Origin of the sequence: Pseudomonas fluorescens (assembly GCF_902497775.2) — a bacterium.
Classification (GTDB): Bacteria; Pseudomonadota; Gammaproteobacteria; order Pseudomonadales; family Pseudomonadaceae; genus Aquipseudomonas; species Aquipseudomonas putida_F.
In genome coordinates this window covers 3,320,329-3,336,125 of sequence record NZ_OZ024668.1, presented here as the reverse complement: position 1 = coordinate 3,336,125, position 15,797 = coordinate 3,320,329, and the positions used below count along the sequence as shown (strand labels likewise).

The following is a 15,797-nucleotide window of genomic DNA, read 5'->3' as shown; positions in this document are numbered from 1 at the left end:
CCTTGGGCTCCATGCTGCTGCCAAGCTCTGGTAGCATCCGCGCCTATGACGTATTCAGGACGATTCACCTGCGGTTTGATTCTATGGGTTGCCAGCTTCGGCGCGTATGCGCAAAGCGAGCTGGTGGTTCGGGTCAAACCTGCCAATAACGAACTCAAGGCCAATGTCGAAGGCTATATCGGCAGCCTTGGTAAACGCGATGAAGAGGCGCTGCTGCGCTTCAGCCGCGGCGCAGTCGAGCAGGCGCACAAGGCCTCCCAGGCCCTGGGCTATTACCAGGCGCAGATCGACAGCGAGGTCAAACCACCCGCCAAGGCCGACAAGGGCCCGCAGCTGGTATTGACCATCGATCCAGGCGAGCCGGTGCACCTGCGTGATGTGACCATCCGTATCGATGGCCCGGCCAGCGAACTCAAAGCCTTCCGTATTCCCGACAGCAAGGCGCTGCGCTCAGGCGCGGTGCTCAACCATGGCCATTACGAAGACGCCAAGCGCCTGATCCAGAACCAGGCCTCACGCTACGGTTTTTTCAGTGGCCATTTCGTTCGCCAGCGCCTGGCGGTAGACCCCCAGGCCGGTGTCGCCGACATTGAACTGATCTACGAAAGCGGCCCGCGCTACCGCCTGGGCAAGGTCAGTTTTGCCGGCGATACGCCGCTCGATGAAGACCTGCTGCAACGCATGGTGCCGTTCAAGGCCGATACCCCCTACGATTCCGAGCTGATCGCCGAGCTCAACAATGCCCTGCAATCGAGCGGCTACTTCGAAGGCGTACGGGTCGATGCCGCGCCAACCGCTGCTGTCGAACAGAGCATCCCGGTAGCCGTTCAGCTCGACACCCGCAAGCCTCGGACCATGGGCCTGGGCCTGGGTTTCTCGACCGACGTCGGTCCGCGCGGCAAGGCCAACTGGACCCGCCACTGGGTCAACCCGCAAGGCCACAGCTACGGCTGGGAAACCGAACTGTCGGCGCCGCGGCAGAACGTCGGCCTGTGGTACGACATTCCGCTCGACCCGCCGCTGACCGACAAACTGCGTTTCGCCGGTGGCTACCAGAACGAAGAAATCGCCGGCACCGACACCTTGAGCAAGCTGCTCACGGTTGGCCCGGAATGGCACAGCAAGCTGCCCAGCGGCTGGCAGCGGGTCATCTCGCTCAAGTACCAGCGCGAAGAATACAAGCTTGGTGACGATTCGGGTCTGAGCAATCTGCTGATGCCAGGTATCAGCTATTCCTACCTGCGCAGCGACAACCGTATCGACCCGCACAATGGCTATCGCCTGCAGTTCGATGTGCAGGCGGCCAAGGAGGGGCTGGTCTCCGACACTAACCTGTTGCACGCCAATGTGTTGCTCAAGGGCCTGACCACCCTGGGCCAGAACCATCGCTTTCTCGGCCGTGTGCAGTTCGGCGGCAGCGCCACCAACAGCTACAAGAATTCCGTTCCACCCTCGCTGCGCTTTTTCGCCGGTGGCGACCAGAGCGTGCGCGGTTACGATTACCAGACCCTGTCGCCCAAGAACTCCGACGGCGATCGCATCGGCGGCCGCTACCTGGTGGCCGCCAGCGCCGAGTACCAGTATTCGGTCGCCGAGAAGTGGCGGGTGGCGACCTTCATCGACCAGGGCAATTCATTCAACAATCTGGAGCTTCCCAGCCTCAAGACCGGTGTCGGTATCGGTGTGCGCTGGGTGTCTCCGGTCGGGCCGCTGCGTCTGGATCTGGCCCGTGCGCTGGATGACGACGGCGGCTTGCGTTTGCACTTCTCCATGGGGCCGGAACTGTGAGTCGCGTTATCAAATTCATCGTTCTGGGCCTGTTGGCCTTGCTGGTACTGCTGGTGCTGGGCATCAGCCTGGTGCTCGGTACTCAAGCCGGCAGCCGCTGGGCACTGGGGCTGGTACCCGGGCTTGAGCTGGATAATTTCCAGGGGCGCCTGGCCGGGCAGTGGCAAGCCGAGCGTTTGCTCTGGGAACAAGGCGGCGATCGGGTCGAGCTGGTGGCGCCGCAATTGGCCTGGTCGCCGGCCTGCCTGCTGCGCATGACCCTGTGCATCGAGCGCCTGGAAGCCGACCAGGTCAACCTGGCCTTCGCCCCCGGTGAAGCGAAGCCCGACAGCGGGCCGGTGCAACTGCCCGAACTCAAGCTGCCGCTGGCCATCGAGCTGGGCAGCGTGCGCATCGGCCATTTGCGCCTGGACGGCAATGAACAGCTCAGCCAAGTGCAACTGGCCGCGCACTGGACCACGGGCGGCCTGCAGATCGACAGCCTGCAACTGCAGCGCGATGACCTCAAGCTGAACCTGCAGGGCTTGCTCAAGCCCGAAGCCGACTGGCCGTTGCAGGCCCAAGGGCAACTGCAGTTGCCCAGTGTCGATGGCCAACCCTGGCAACTGGCATTGCAGGTGGACGGAGACTTGCAGAAAACCCTCAAGCTCAACGCAGACAGCAGTGGCTACCTGCAAGCACGCCTGACCGGCGAGTTGCAGGCGCTGGCCGAGAATCTGCCAGCGCAACTGCAGATCAGCAGTGAGGCGTTCAAACCCTCGGCCGAGCTGCCCGACACCCTGCAACTGAACACGCTGCACCTGAGCGCCAAGGGCAACCTGCAAAACGGCTATCAACTGCTGGGGTCGGCCAGCCTGCCCGCCGAACAGGGGCCGGTGGCGCTCAACCTGCAAGGCCGGGTCGATGCCAAGGGCGCAGAACTCAGCGCCCTGGACCTCAGCGCCAGCGCCGAACAAGCGCTGAAACTCAAGGCCAAGGCCGACTGGCAGCAAGGCTTGAGCGCTGAGGCCCACATCGACTGGCTGGACTTCCCCTGGTTGCGCCTGTATCCAATGGAGCCAGCACCAGAGGTAGCCTTGCGCCGTTTCACTGGCCAGGTGCAGTACCGCGATGGCAACTACCAGGGTGAGTTCAAAGGCGACCTGGACGGCCCGGCGGGAGCGTTCAGCCTCAGCAGCCCGTTCAAGGGTGACCTCAAGCAGGTCAGCCTGCCACAGCTTCAATTGACCGCTGGCCAAGGCAAGGCCGCGGGCAGTGTCGGCGTGCAATTTGCCGATGGCGTGGCCTGGGATGCGGCGCTGGAACTGTCGGCGCTGAACCCGGCGTACTGGCTGGCCGAATTGCCCGGCACCCTGGCCGGCCCGTTGCGCAGCAAGGGCGAAATGAAAAACGGCGAGTTGCGCCTGGATGCCGACCTTGACCTCAAGGGCCGCCTGCGTGGTCAACCGGCTGTGCTTAAAGCAGTGGCCCAAGGGGCAGGGCAGCAATGGACCCTGGGCACTCTGGACATCCGCCTGGGCGACAACCAGATCAATGGTAGTGGCAGTCTGCAACAGCGCCTGGCCGGGCAGATCGATATCAACCTACCGCGCCTGGGCCAGCTCTGGCCGCAGCTGCAAGGCCAGGTCAAAGGCCGCCTGGAGGTGGCCGGGACCTTGCAGGCCCCCCAGGGCAGCTTCGTGCTGCAAGGCCAGCAACTGGCCCAGGCCGACAACCGCGTGCAGCGCCTGAGCCTGGATGCGCGTCTGGACAACGCGCAACGCGCCGTCATCGACCTGCAGGCCGGCAGCATTCGCCTGGGCGATACCAGCCTCGGCGTGCTCACGGCCAAGGGCGCAGGTGATATTCGCCAGCAAAAACTGCAACTGGGCCTGGACGGGCCGCAGCTCAAGCTTGACCTGGGCCTGGATGGGCAACTGGACAAGGGCAACTGGCGCGGGCGCCTGGCAAGCGGCGAAATCCAGGCAGGCGGCCAGGACTGGCGACTGCAGGCTGCGGCGAAACTGCAGCGCCTGGCCAACGGTCAGGTGGATTTCGGCGCCCATTGCTGGCGTTCCGGCCAGGCCAGCCTGTGTGGCGAAGACCAGCGCCTGGCGCCCGAGCCGCGCCTGCGCTATCACCTCAAGCAGTTCCCGCTGCAAAGCCTGGCGCAGTGGCTGCCCAAGGACTTTGCCTGGCAGGGGCTGCTCAATGCCGACATCAACCTCGACGTGCCGGCCAGTGGGCCCAAGGGCACCATCCTCGTCGACGCCAGCGGCGGCACCTTGCGCGTGCGCGAAAAGGATCAGTGGCTGGACTTCCCCTACCAGACCCTGCGCCTGCAAAGCACCCTGGGCCCGCGGCGCATCGACACGCGCCTGGATTTTCAGGGCGACAAACTCGGCGAGCTGGCGGTCAACACCCGGCTTGATCCGTTGGCAAAAAACAAACCTTTGAGCGGTGATTTCCGCCTCACCGGCCTGGACCTGGCCATCGGCCGTCCGTTCGCGCCGATGGTCGAGCGCCTCAATGGCCAGCTCAATGGCAGCGGGCGCCTGTCTGGCACCCTGCTGGCGCCCCAGGTCAATGGCAGCCTGAACCTTGTGCGTGGTGAAGTCAGCGGTGCCGAGCTGCCGATCAGCCTGGAGGATCTGCAAGTACAGGCGCTGATCGCCGGCGAGCAGGTTCAGCTCAAGGGTAGCTGGAAAAGCGGTGAGTCCGGCCAGGGCAGCCTGAACGGGCAGATCGGTTGGGGCCAGGCCCTGGCCGTCAACCTGGCGCTGCAGGGCCAGCGTCTGCCGGTCAACGTCGAACCCTACGCGGCCCTCGAAGTGGCCCCGGACCTTAAGATCAGCCTGATCAACGACAAGCTCGCGGTGACCGGCAAGGTGCTGGTACCCAAGGGCAAGATCACCGTGCGTGAACTGCCGCCGTCCACGGTCAAGGTCTCCGATGACACGGTGATCCTCGGGCATCAGACCGAGCAGGGCAAACCGCCGATGGTCATGGCCATGGATATCGACGTGCAGGTGGGGCAGGAAAAACTCTCGTTCAGTGGCTTTGGCCTGACCGCCAACCTGTTGGGGCACGTGCATATCGGCGACAACCTCGATACCCGTGGCGAACTGAGCCTGGCCGATGGCCGCTACCGGGCCTATGGCCAGCGCCTGACCATCCGCCGTGCGCGCTTGCTGTTTGCCGGCCCTATCGATCAGCCTTATCTGGACATCGAGGCGATTCGCAAGACCGATGACGTAGTTGCCGGTATCCGCTTGAGCGGCAGTGCCGAGCAGCCCACCACCCAGGTGTTCTCGGAGCCGGCCATGAGCCAGGAGCAGGCGCTGTCCTATCTGGTGCTCGGGCGGCCGCTGGGGACGACCGGGGAAGACAACAACATGCTCGCCGAGGCCGCGCTCGGCCTGGGCCTGGCAGGCAGCGCCGGGATTACCGGCAGCCTGGCCTCGAGCCTGGGTATCGATGACTTCCAGCTCGACACCCAGGGCAGCGGCAACAACACTGCCGTGGTCGCCAGCGGTAACCTGACCGAGCGTTTGAGCCTGCGTTACGGGGTGGGTGTGTTCGAGCCGGCCAACACCATTGCCTTGCGCTACAAGCTCAGCAAGAAGGTCTACCTGGAGGCGGCCAGTGGCCTGGCCAGCTCCCTGGATATCTTCTACAAACGGGACTTCTAAGGAGGGGCGCTGTCAGCGTACGGTCGCCGCTTCGATGAACTCGTTGCTGTCGTCCGTGGGCTGGGGCATGGCGGGCAGGGGCCGTGGACTGATCAGGTTGGTGTACTCCTCGATCAGCCGGTTCAGCGCTTCCGGTGGTTCACAGGCCTGGAACTGCATGCGGATCTGCACTTCATCGGGGTCGCGTGCGGCATCGCCATTGCGTTTGCTCTGGCCGCCGACCGTCACATAGAAGCGCTCGCGTTGCAGGTTCTCGTTGGCTTCGGTGGTTTCAGTGTTCTGAATCCGCACCGACAGGTCGACCTGCATACGCTCAAGGGCCAGCCCCCGTGGTGAAACCAGCGCGATCAGCGGGATCTGCATGGTGTGCTGGTCATCCATCGCCACTTCGACCATCTTGGCTTTCATTGGCGTGCCCAGCGCCTCGGCGTCATAGTCGAAAAACTGGTCGAACAGCTTGATGTACTGCTGGGCAATCAGGTTGTTGGTGGCAGCGGCGGCTTCCTGCAGACCGCGAGTGATATCGCACAGGTCGCTGGCGATGATGGGCGCGTTGTTTGGCGGGCGAGGGTCCAAGCGGTATGCACTCCTGGTAATCTTCAACTCAAGCCCCTGCCAGCGCGAGGGGCAGTGACGCAGGGTTACCCGCAGGGACCCTGCGCTGGGTCGGTGGCTGTCAGCTGGAACTGATGACCGGTTTACTGGCAGCTTCGGTAAGGGCGTCAATGACCCGCATCAGTGCCTCCGGCGGCTCCTGGCGGCGTACTTTGGTGTTAAAGGCATAGCGCGCACGGGTATCGGTCTTGCGGGTTTGTGTCGACTTGTGGCTGACCTGGCCTTTGAGCTCCATCTTGAACTTGCCGAAGCCGAAGGAGGCAGCGGTACTCAATTCGCCGGCGGTTTCGCGACTGGATTCAGCTTGTTGGCTGATGGTCACTTCGAACTCGACGTTACCTTCCTCGATAACGATGTTGGGGTGGGCGATTGCCGCCATCAGCGGGATCCGCATGGACTTGGAGACGGTTCCCTTGGCCGCCCCCTGCTCGTCGGTGACGGTTTCGTCGTAGGCGAACTCGATGGCGACGGCTTTGCCATTCTGTACACAGACGCCCATGAGAAAGTCGGCGTAGGACTGGCTTGCCGCTACCTGTGCCTGGACCATTGCCTGCAGCGGTCCGGCAATCATCCGGTCCAGAGGCAGGGCGTTCATGACCGAACCGATCAGATCGTTGTCGATTGTTGCCATGGGTGATTTCCTTATCGTGGTTGCACAGCGTTTGTGCGGTTTTGGGGATCAGGGCAATTGTTTGCCGTGCTCAGCGCGCACACGCTTCCTGGCGGCGAATGTTGCCGATCTGGCGCAGGCTCAATCCGTACTTGTTGGCGAGCATGCTGCGTGACAGGCCGTCGGCGCTTTCCTGTTGAATCTGCTGGTTGCGCAATTGGCGCACGAAATGGTCAACCTTGGGGATCTCCAGGGCCATGCCGGCAAAGCGCTTGATCAGTGCATCCAGCGCCGGAGCAGGAAGGATTTCTGCCAGTGCGGTGCGTTCACGGTGTTTGGGGATGTATTTGGGGCGTCCGCCATAAGCACTGGTCAGGTTGTAGGCATTCTCGATGCCCAGGCATTCGATGAGCATCTGCAGCGAATGGGGCAGTTGTTCGATGTCGATACGGTTCAGGTCGCTCAGTTCCATGGTGACTTCCTTGTAGGCGAGAGTTCGGCACTTTGATGATCCGTGCCAGGCAGCTGGGGCCATTGCAGGCAGCGTCAACGCGACAAATCGCATCTGGCTGTCGTGGCTTGAGCTCGATTCTCGGCTAACGGGTGGAAGGCGGGCTAGGCAGCAAGTGGGGCAGGAGGGGTGGCCTTTTTGTACGCTATCTGTAGGACTGGTAATGCTTTTGGGTGAGAAAGGAATTGGATTGCGGGCGCTACGCCTTGATAGCCGGTTGGCATGGCAATATTGCCCTGTCCTGGTTGAGCAACCCATGCTCACTCGCACGGGCGCGCCAGTAACAGGCTGACCTGGGCCAGATAGCTGGTTGGCCGGCTGATGCCATGTTCGGGGAGGCTGCGCCAGTCGACCCACAGGCACAGGGCGGTCATCTCGTGGGCGCCAGCCTTGCCTATGATCCTTGGGTGAAAATCCCGGCGATAGCGTACTTGCGTTTGCTTGAGCGCCAGCACTTCATCGGCGCTGGCCAGGGTACTGGCGACCAGCGCTGGGATCTGCGTCTGAGGCACATCGAAATGCAGGGCTTGCGCACTACTTTGCAGGTACCCGGCTTGCCGGGTGCGTTGCCAGAGCTGTTGCCATTGGCTGCTCCCTGCGCTGTGTGCCAGTTGCGCACCCAGTTCCAGTAGCACTGTCCGCGGCTGGGATTCGGTGGCAAAGGCATGGGCATTGAGGGGGCCAAGCAACAACAGGCTGGCCAGCAGGGTTCGAGTGAGCATGGCTGTGTTCCGCTTGACTGGGCACTAGCCCGGGAAGCCATGTTGGCAATGCAGCAGCGCCGGCAGAAGCGGGAAATAGTCCGCTGTTGGCGGGTGACGTTGTATTATGCGCACGGCCCGCTTCGGGGCTTTTTGCCGATGTCGCAAGGAACTACCCAATGACTCAAGGTCAACGCCTGAAATACTCCATCCTGATCTCCCTGCTGGTGCTGGGGATCATGCTCGGACTGTCCTACCTGCAAAAGCAGGGCACCATCAGCGAGCAAGTGTTCCAGTACATCGCCATCGGTGTGGCAGTGGTTGTGGTGGTGGTCAACGGCATCATGCGGCGCAAGGTCAAGCCTTGAGGCGGTAAGCGCGGCCGGCTGATTGCCGGCCGGTCGCTCAGCGCGAGATGGACTGCTCAAGCACTTCCCGGGCCTGGGGATTGAGGCTGTAGCATTTATCGCTGCCCAGGTTGATCACGCCTTCGGCGCACAAGCGCTTGAGCACTTCGCGAACACTGAGAAACGACAGCGGGATGTCCAGTTGTTCGAGCTGGCTGTGCACCCCGCGTACACCAATGCTGCGACCATGACGGTCGGCCATGTGCAAGGCATCAATGACCTTCAGGCGAATCAGGCTGGTGCGCAGACCGAAGGCCTTGAGCAATTCGCGGATGTGTTCATTGCCCGGGCGTTCATGTTCGCCGGCTTCGGTATTTTCAGTCACAGGCTGTCTTTTCGTGCGCCCAGGGCTAGCTATCGCCGCTGAATGTTGCTGGTTGTACATGTGAATGCTCCATTTCAAGGTCTATCCAGATAAGCAAAAGTGTTTGCCTATACCTATAAGACGAATGAGCGCGGCAAAACTGCAGCACCTGACAAAAAAAATCTGCAGACTCACCTTCTAATGACGTATTGAACGAACCAAACCCGTAAATTTTTACGTCGAATTTCGTTCAATCAGGATGACCTTCCCCTGATTGAGCTGGAGTGCGCGTGATCAAGCCCTATCCGTTTGCGACCCTTTTTATGGCTGGGCTTGTCGGCCTGAGCCTTCCCGCCCAGGCGCGTGTGGCCGCAGGCGATGCCACTGCCGAAATCCGCCGCAGCAGTTTTGGTGTGCCGCATATCCTGGCCAAGGACGAGCAGGGCCTGGGATATGGCATTGGCTATGCCTATGCGCAAGACAACCTGTGCTTGCTCGCCAACGAAGTGGTTACCGTCAATGGCGAGCGTTCGCGTTATTTCGGCCCCACCCAGCGTACTTTCGAACAGCGCGAGAACCTGCCTAGCGACCTGTTTTTCAGTTGGCTGAACACCCCAACCGCCGTGTTCGGTTTCTGGCAGGCGCAACCGGCGGCCATGCGCGCACGGCTCGAAGGCTACGCCAAGGGCTACAATCGTGCGCTGGCCGAACTCAAAGCCCAGGGGCAAGGCGCACAATGCCTGCAGGCCGAATGGCTGCGGCCGATCACCACCCTCGATCTGGTCAAGCTGACCCGGCGTTTGCTGGTCGAAGGGGGGGGCGGCCAGTTCGCCGAAGCTCTGGCCGGGGCCACACCGCCGAATGTCGTCGCCCACCTGCGCCCCGACCTCAGCGTTGCCCTGGCGCGCCAGGCGCAATTTGCCGTCGAGCGCGGCAGCAATGCGCTGGCCATCGGTGCCGAGCGCTCGTTCAATGGCCGCGGCATGCTCCTGGCCAATCCGCATTTTCCCTGGGCGGGCGGCATGCGCTTTTATCAGATGCAGCTGACCTTGCCTGGCAAGCTCGATGTCATGGGCGCGGCCCTGCCGGGGCTACCGCTGGTGAACATCGGTTTCAACCAGCACCTGGCCTGGACCCACACCGTCGACACCTCCAAGCATTTCACCCTGTACCGGCTGGAGCTGGACCCCAAGGACCCGACTCGCTACCTGCTCGACGGCAAGTCGCTGGCGATGGCCCACCAGCGCCTGAGCGTGACGGTCAAGGGCGAGGATGGCCGACTCAAGCCCGTAACCCGCGACATCTACAGTTCGGTGTTCGGCCCGATTGTGCAGTGGCCGGGGCGCCTTGACTGGAGCAAGCAATACGCCTTCAGTCTGCGTGACGCCAACCTCGACAATACCCGGGTGCTTGCGCAGTGGGATGCGGTGAACCGCGCCGACAGCCTGAAAAACCTGCAGGCCTCGGTGCAACGCCTGCAGGGTATCCCCTGGGTCAACACCCTGGCGGTGGATGCCAAGGGCCAGGCGCTGTACCTGAACCAGTCGGTGGTGCCGTATGTCGATGCCGCCATGCTGGCCGCCTGCAGTGACCCGGCCGCCGGCCAGGAAATGATCGTGCTCGACGGCTCGCGTAGCGCCTGCAACTGGAAGGTCGACCCGCGCGCCGCGCAGGCCGGTATCTTCCCCGCGCAACTGCAGCCGAGCCTGAGCCGTAGCGACTTTGTCCAGCACTCCAATGACTCGGCCTGGATGGTCAACCCGGCCAAGCCGTTGCAGGGCTATTCGCCGTTGATCAGCCGCGAGGGGCAACCGTTGGGCCCGCGCAGCCGCTTTGCCCTGCAGCGCCTGGCGAGCCTGAGCGAGAAGGGCAGGATCAGCCAGGCGGACCTGCAGCAGATGGTCATGGACAACCAGGTGTATGTCGCCGAACTGGTCATGCCCGACCTGCTCAAGTGGTGCGCCGGGCAATCGGCCGATGCCCAGCTCAATGCGCTATGCGCCAGCCTCAAGACCTGGGATCAACGCGCCAACCTAGACAGCGGCCTTGGCCTGGTGCACTTTCAGAACATCATGCAGGCGTTGCAGGGGCGCAACGACATCTGGCGGGTCGGCTTCGACGCCGCCGACCCGCAACACACACCGCGGGGCCTGGCCGTTGATCAGGCCGAAGTGGCCAACGCCTTGCGTGAGGCCGCCCTGGCTTCAGTCGCGCAAGTGAGCAAGGCCGGATTTGCCGAGGACGTGCGCTGGGGGCAGATCCAGCAGGCTGCCGATGGCACGCCGATTCACGGCGGGCCGGCGAGCCTTGGCGTGTACAACGCGATCCAGAGCGTACCGGTGGCTGCTGACAAGCGCCTGGTGGTCAGCGGGACCAGCTACCTGCAACTGGTGACCTTCGATGACCAGGGGCCGCATGCCCAGGGGATGCTGGCGTTCTCCGAGTCCAGTGAAACGGGCTCGGCCCACGCCAGCGATCAGACCCGGGCGTTCTCGGCCAAGCAGTGGCAGGTGATTCCGTTCACCGAGGCGCAGATCAAGGCTGATCCGCAGTATCGCCTGCAGGTGATTCGTGAGGTTGAGGGCGCGACGGTGGCCAAGTCCGCCCTTTGATTCAATGAATCAAATCCCTGAGCAGCAAGCCGAAAGCCAGATCGACCTGCTCGGGGATTGGCAGATACACCGTATGGCCATCCCCCGGCGCCACTTCGATCGCGCCGCCCTGGCGATCACGCAATTGGTGCAGGTCGAAGTGGTAGTTACCTTTGGGCGTCATCAATTCCAGATGATCACCCACGGCAAAACGGTTCTTCACCCGTACTTCGGCCAGGCCATTGACCCGCTCGCCGCTCAGTTCGCCAACGAACTGCTGGCGCTCGGACACCGAGTTGCCACGCTGGTAATTCTGGTACTCATCATGCACATGGCGGCGCAAGAAGCCCTCGGTGTAACCGCGCTGGGCCAGTGATTCGAGGTTGAGCATCAGGTTGCGGTCGAACTCGCGGCCAGCCACCGCATCGTCGATGGCCTGGCGATACACCTGGGCAGTACGCGCGCAATAGAAGTGCGACTTGGTCCGGCCCTCGATCTTCAGCGAATGCACGCCCATGTGCGTCAGTCGCTCGACATGCTGCACCGCCCGCAGGTCCTTGGCGTTCATGATGTAAGTGCCGTGCTCGTCTTCGAAGGCCGGCATGTCTTCTTCGGGGCGGTTGCTTTCTTGCAGGACGAACACCTGCTCGGTCGGCGCGCCGAGCCCGAGGGTCGGTTCCACCTCGCGGACGATTTCCCCGGTGACATTCTCGTGGGCCGCAGTGGCCTTGTACTGCCAGCGGCAGGCGTTGGTGCAACTGCCCTGGTTGGCATCGCGGCGGTTGAGGTAGCCCGACAGCAGGCAGCGGCCGGAGTAGGCCATGCACAGGGCGCCGTGTACGAACACTTCCAGCTCCATCTGCGGCACCTGCTGGCGAATCTCCTCGATTTCTTCCAGCGACAGCTCGCGCGACAGGATCACCCGGGTCAGGCCCTGGCTGCGCCAGAACTCGACGCTGGCCCAGTTCACCGTATTGGCCTGCACCGAGAGGTGAATCGGCATCAGCGGGAAGTGCTGGCGCACCAGCATGATCAGGCCGGGGTCGGACATGATCAGCGCATCCGGGGCCATGTCGATCACCGGAGCCAGGTCCTTGAGGAAGGTCTTGAGCTTGGCGTTGTGCGGGGCGATGTTGACCACCACGTAGAAACGCTTGCCCTGGGCCTGGGCTTCCTTGATACCCAGGGCGAGGTTGGCGTGGTCGAATTCATTGTTGCGCACGCGCAAGCTGTAGCGCGGCTGCCCGGCATACACGGCATCGGCGCCGTAGGCGAAGGCGTAGCGCATGTTCTTCAGCGAGCCGGCGGGGGCGAGGAGTTCGGGTTTGGCGAGAAGGGTCATGATCGGGTCGCGGCAAAAGGCGCGGATGCTACGCCGGTTGCGGCGGGGTTTTATTGATCTGTATCAACGGCACTTTTACCACTGCCCGGCGCACTAATGAATAGAACGCACAAGGAGCGCACATGAACGAAACGGTCATGCAACACAAGGCGTTGCTGGCACTGCTGGTGCTGGTGACCATCGCCTTTATCTGGATTCTCCTGCCGTTCTATGGCGCAGTGTTCTGGGCGGTCATCCTCGGCATCGTCTTCGCCCCGCTGCAACGCCGCCTGCTGGCGCGCCTGGGCTGGCGGCGCAACCTGGCTGCCGGGCTGACCCTGCTTATCTGCCTGGTGATCGCGATTTTGCCAGTGATCATCATCAGTACCCTGCTGGTGCAGGAGGGCGCTGCACTGTACAAGAGTATCGAGAGCGGTGAGCTAGACCTGGCCGGTTACATCGAACGCTTCAAGAACATCCTCCCGGCCTTCGTGCAGAACTTTCTTGAGCGCATGGGCATGGGCGATTTGGCCGGCCTGCGCGACAAGATCGCCAAGGGCGCGATGCAGGGTAGTCAGTTTTTCGCCACCCAGGCCTTCAGCTTCGGCCAGGGCACTTTCGATTTTCTGGTGAGCTTCGGCATCATGCTCTACCTGCTGTACTTCTTCCTGCGTGACGGCGCCGAGCTGGTACGCAAGATTCGCACGGCGGTGCCGTTGGCCGAGCAGCAAAAGCGCCGCCTGCAACTGAAGTTCAACCGCGTGGTGCGCGCCACGGTCAAAGGCAACCTGCTGGTGGCGGTGACCCAGGGTGCCCTGGGCGGGATCATCTTCTGGATCCTCGACATCCCCAGTGCCCTGGTCTGGGGCGTGCTGATGGCCTTTTTGTCGCTGCTGCCGGCCGTCGGCGCAGGAATCGTCTGGGCGCCGGTGGCGGTGTACTTCGTCGCCACCGGCGCCTTCTGGCAAGGCGCGGTGCTGGCCGCCTTCGGCGTGTTCGTCATTGGCCTGGTGGACAACGTATTGCGCCCGATCCTGGTAGGCAAGGACACCAAGATGCCCGATTACCTGATCCTGGTCTCCACCCTGGGCGGGCTTGCGGTATTCGGCCTCAACGGTTTTGTCATCGGCCCGCTGATCGCCGCGCTGTTCATGTCCAGCTGGGCGATCTTCGTTTCCACCAAGCCCCAGGTGCAGTTGCCCAGTTAACGGAAACTGTACGACACCCCGGCGTAGACCCCGAAGCCTTCGCCCGGGGTCGAGCGGGCGATATCCGCGCCGTTGTCGTTGTAGCCCGGAGTGACGGTGGCGGCGTAGCGCTTGTTGGTCAGGTTGCGCAGGTCGAGCCAGGTCTGCCAGTCCTGTTTCGGCGAGTTGTAGCCCAGGGTGGCGCCGAGGATGGCGTAGGCGTCGGTTGGGTAGCTGTTGGCGTAGTCGACCTGAACCTTGGACGCCATCTGCGTGTTGATCCCTGCATACAGGCCGCTGGGCAGGTCGAAGCGCAGTTCGGCCTGATAGTAGTGCATGGGGATGCCGGGCAGGCGGTTGTCACCGAAGGTGTCGTCGTCGCGGTAATGGAAATCGCTGAAGGTGTAGGCCTGGCGCAAGCTCAGCTTGCCGGCACCGTTACGCTCCCAGAGCAGGCTGTCCAGCCCCGCCTCGATGCCCTGGTGCACGGTCGGGCTGGCGTTGAACTCCTTGGCGGGCTGGCCTGGCACGATCTCCACCGCCAGCAGCTCATGGCGCACGTGTGAGTAGTACCAGGCCAGGTCCCAGCGACCCATTGCCGAATCGCCACGGGCGCCCAGCTCCAGGGTGGTGGCGGTCTGGTTTTGCATTTCGATTGGCTGGGTAGTGCTGGTCGAGCTCCAGATCAGCGACCACGGGTGGGGCGGCTCCACCGAGCGACTCAGGTTGCCATAGACCTGCAACTGCGGGCTGATGTCGTAGCGCAGGCCCAGACGCGGGGCGTAGTCCCAGTCACTCTGGCTGACCTTGCCGCCGTTGTCGGGATAGGTCACCGCGCTCTCGCGGCGGGTGTAGATCATCGCCAGGCCGCTGGTCAGCCACAGGTCGGGGATCAGCTCCAGTTCGTTACCCGCATGCAGGACAGTGTCCGAGCCCTGGTAGGTGAAATCCCGGGTTTTCGCGCCGAACACGCCATTTACCCGTGAGTATTGCGAAGCGCCGCTGTTGGGCAGGTGTTTGGTGGTGCGCCAGCCGACGGTGGTTCTGCTCTCGTGGCCGAACACCGTGTGGCGGCGCTGATAATTCAGGGTACCGCTGACGTCGGTGTAGGCGACCTTCAGACGCATCGGGCCTTCACGCAGATCCATCGGGTAGTCGTGATAGACCAGGCCCGCTTCGAGCTGCGAATCGTCATCGAGATAGAAGGTGGTTTTGTTGCCCAGCCAGGTACTGCCCGGCTGCGGACGGCTGTCGTCGCGGCTCAGGTAAGCCGGGTTGGCCGCACGCGGGTCATGCTTGATCTGCTCCTGGGTCAGGCGTCCGGCCAGGTCGTTCTCGGTTTCGCGGTAGCGCAGGTAGAAGCGGGTTTCCAGGTTCGGGTTGAAACGGTAGCCGACGTTGGCGGCGATACCCTTGCTGCTGCCGCTGCTGTGATCCTGGTAGCCGTCGTACTCGGAATCGGTCAGCGCTAGGTAGTAATCCAGGTCACCCAGGACCTGGCCGGAGCTGATCTGACGCTTGGCGTAGCCACGGCTACCGATCTCGTAGCGCAGTTGCAGCGGTGCGGCGTCGCGGCCGGTATGGGTGACGTAGTCGATGGCGCCACCCAGGGCCAAAGAGCCCCTATCAAACCCGTTGGCGCCGCGCAGCACTTCGGCGCGGCTCAACCACAGCGGTTCGAACAGTTCATAGGGGGTGCCGCCGGGGCCCGTGAGTGGCAGGCCGTCGAACATCGTGTACACGCCCGAGCCATGGGCGCCGGGTGCGCGGTTGATGCCCGAACCGCGGATCGACAGCTTGATGCCGTCGTTTCCGGCCGACTGGGCGAACACTCCGGGTTGGTAGGCGAGTACATCCTGGTTGCTGGCGACCCTGCCTTGCTCCACCCGTTGCATGTCGATCAGGTTGCTGGCGCCGGGCACCTGCTGCAGGCGATCGCGAGCCTCTTGCAGCTCGCTCTGTTCCTGCTCCTGGATCAGTATCTGGCCGAGTTCGATGCCTTCACTGGCCTGGACCGATGCGGCACAGGAGATCAGCAAGGCGAGGGAGGAGCGGGGTAGGGTGGGGCGCATCGAGGGGGTTCCGGGGCTG

The 15,797-nt window shown here is 63.0% G+C and carries 12 protein-coding genes; 5 read left to right on the top strand and 7 right to left on the bottom strand.

Features of this window, described 5'->3' with window-relative positions; genetic code table 11:
• Positions 1-45 precede the first annotated feature (45 nt).
• Entirely contained in the window at positions 46-1,788 is a 1,743-nt protein-coding gene (locus tag F8N82_RS15305) for an autotransporter assembly complex protein TamA (protein ID WP_038996063.1), read from the top strand.
• Positions 1,785-5,459 carry a translocation/assembly module TamB domain-containing protein gene (locus tag F8N82_RS15300; protein ID WP_038996062.1) on the top strand — a complete coding sequence of 1,225 codons (3,675 nt, stop codon included), beginning with the start codon at positions 1,785-1,787 and terminating at the stop codon, positions 5,457-5,459. Before F8N82_RS15305 ends, F8N82_RS15300 begins: the two co-directional genes overlap by 4 nt.
• Before the next feature lie 12 nt (positions 5,460-5,471).
• On the opposite strand, the gene F8N82_RS15295 is transcribed toward F8N82_RS15300, so the two are convergent.
• The 4 genes from F8N82_RS15295 to F8N82_RS15280 form a co-directional block, all read right to left on the bottom strand.
• Complete coding sequence (locus tag F8N82_RS15295) at positions 5,472-6,035, bottom strand: DUF2589 domain-containing protein (RefSeq protein ID WP_371857278.1); 564 nt, start codon at positions 6,033-6,035, stop codon at positions 5,472-5,474.
• Between the two features lie 100 nt (positions 6,036-6,135).
• Positions 6,136-6,705 (bottom strand): DUF2589 domain-containing protein, encoded by a 570-nt coding sequence (locus tag F8N82_RS15290; RefSeq protein ID WP_038996061.1) that lies wholly within the window; start codon positions 6,703-6,705, stop codon positions 6,136-6,138.
• A gap of 70 nt (positions 6,706-6,775) precedes the next feature.
• Positions 6,776-7,156: a Mor transcription activator family protein gene (locus F8N82_RS15285; RefSeq protein ID WP_038996060.1), complete on the bottom strand. Its 381-nt coding sequence runs from the start codon at positions 7,154-7,156 to the stop codon at positions 6,776-6,778.
• A 299-nt stretch (positions 7,157-7,455) separates the two neighbouring features.
• Positions 7,456-7,917 carry a hypothetical protein gene (locus tag F8N82_RS15280; protein WP_038996059.1) on the bottom strand — a complete coding sequence of 154 codons (462 nt, stop codon included), beginning with the start codon at positions 7,915-7,917 and terminating at the stop codon, positions 7,456-7,458.
• Between the two features lie 158 nt (positions 7,918-8,075).
• Here F8N82_RS15280 and F8N82_RS15275 point away from each other — a divergent pair, with 158 nt between their 5' ends.
• A complete protein-coding gene (locus F8N82_RS15275; protein ID WP_038996058.1) occupies positions 8,076-8,264 on the top strand; it encodes a hypothetical protein in 189 nt (62 codons plus the stop codon).
• Positions 8,265-8,301: 37 nt separating this feature from the next.
• On the opposite strand, the gene F8N82_RS15270 is transcribed toward F8N82_RS15275, so the two are convergent.
• On the bottom strand, positions 8,302-8,688 hold the full coding sequence (locus tag F8N82_RS15270; RefSeq protein WP_038996057.1) for a fe2+ zn2+ uptake regulation protein: 387 nt from the start codon (positions 8,686-8,688) through the stop codon (positions 8,302-8,304).
• 242 nt (positions 8,689-8,930) lie between these two features.
• On the opposite strand from F8N82_RS15270, the gene F8N82_RS15265 reads away from it, so the two are divergent.
• Positions 8,931-11,219 carry an acylase gene (locus F8N82_RS15265; RefSeq protein ID WP_038999483.1) on the top strand — a complete coding sequence of 763 codons (2,289 nt, stop codon included), beginning with the start codon at positions 8,931-8,933 and terminating at the stop codon, positions 11,217-11,219.
• 1 nt (position 11,220) lies between these two features.
• Here F8N82_RS15265 and yegQ read toward each other — a convergent pair whose 3' ends face one another.
• Positions 11,221-12,540 carry a tRNA 5-hydroxyuridine modification protein YegQ gene (gene yegQ / locus F8N82_RS15260; protein WP_038996056.1) on the bottom strand — a complete coding sequence of 440 codons (1,320 nt, stop codon included), beginning with the start codon at positions 12,538-12,540 and terminating at the stop codon, positions 11,221-11,223.
• Between the two features lie 122 nt (positions 12,541-12,662).
• On the opposite strand from yegQ, the gene F8N82_RS15255 reads away from it, so the two are divergent.
• Positions 12,663-13,727: an AI-2E family transporter gene (locus F8N82_RS15255; protein WP_038996055.1), complete on the top strand. Its 1,065-nt coding sequence runs from the start codon at positions 12,663-12,665 to the stop codon at positions 13,725-13,727.
• On the opposite strand, the gene F8N82_RS15250 is transcribed toward F8N82_RS15255, so the two are convergent.
• Positions 13,724-15,778, bottom strand: coding sequence for a TonB-dependent receptor family protein (locus tag F8N82_RS15250; RefSeq protein ID WP_038996054.1), 2,055 nt, complete (start codon positions 15,776-15,778; stop codon positions 13,724-13,726). The genes F8N82_RS15255 and F8N82_RS15250 overlap by 4 nt on opposite strands.
• Positions 15,779-15,797: the final 19 nt, after the last annotated feature.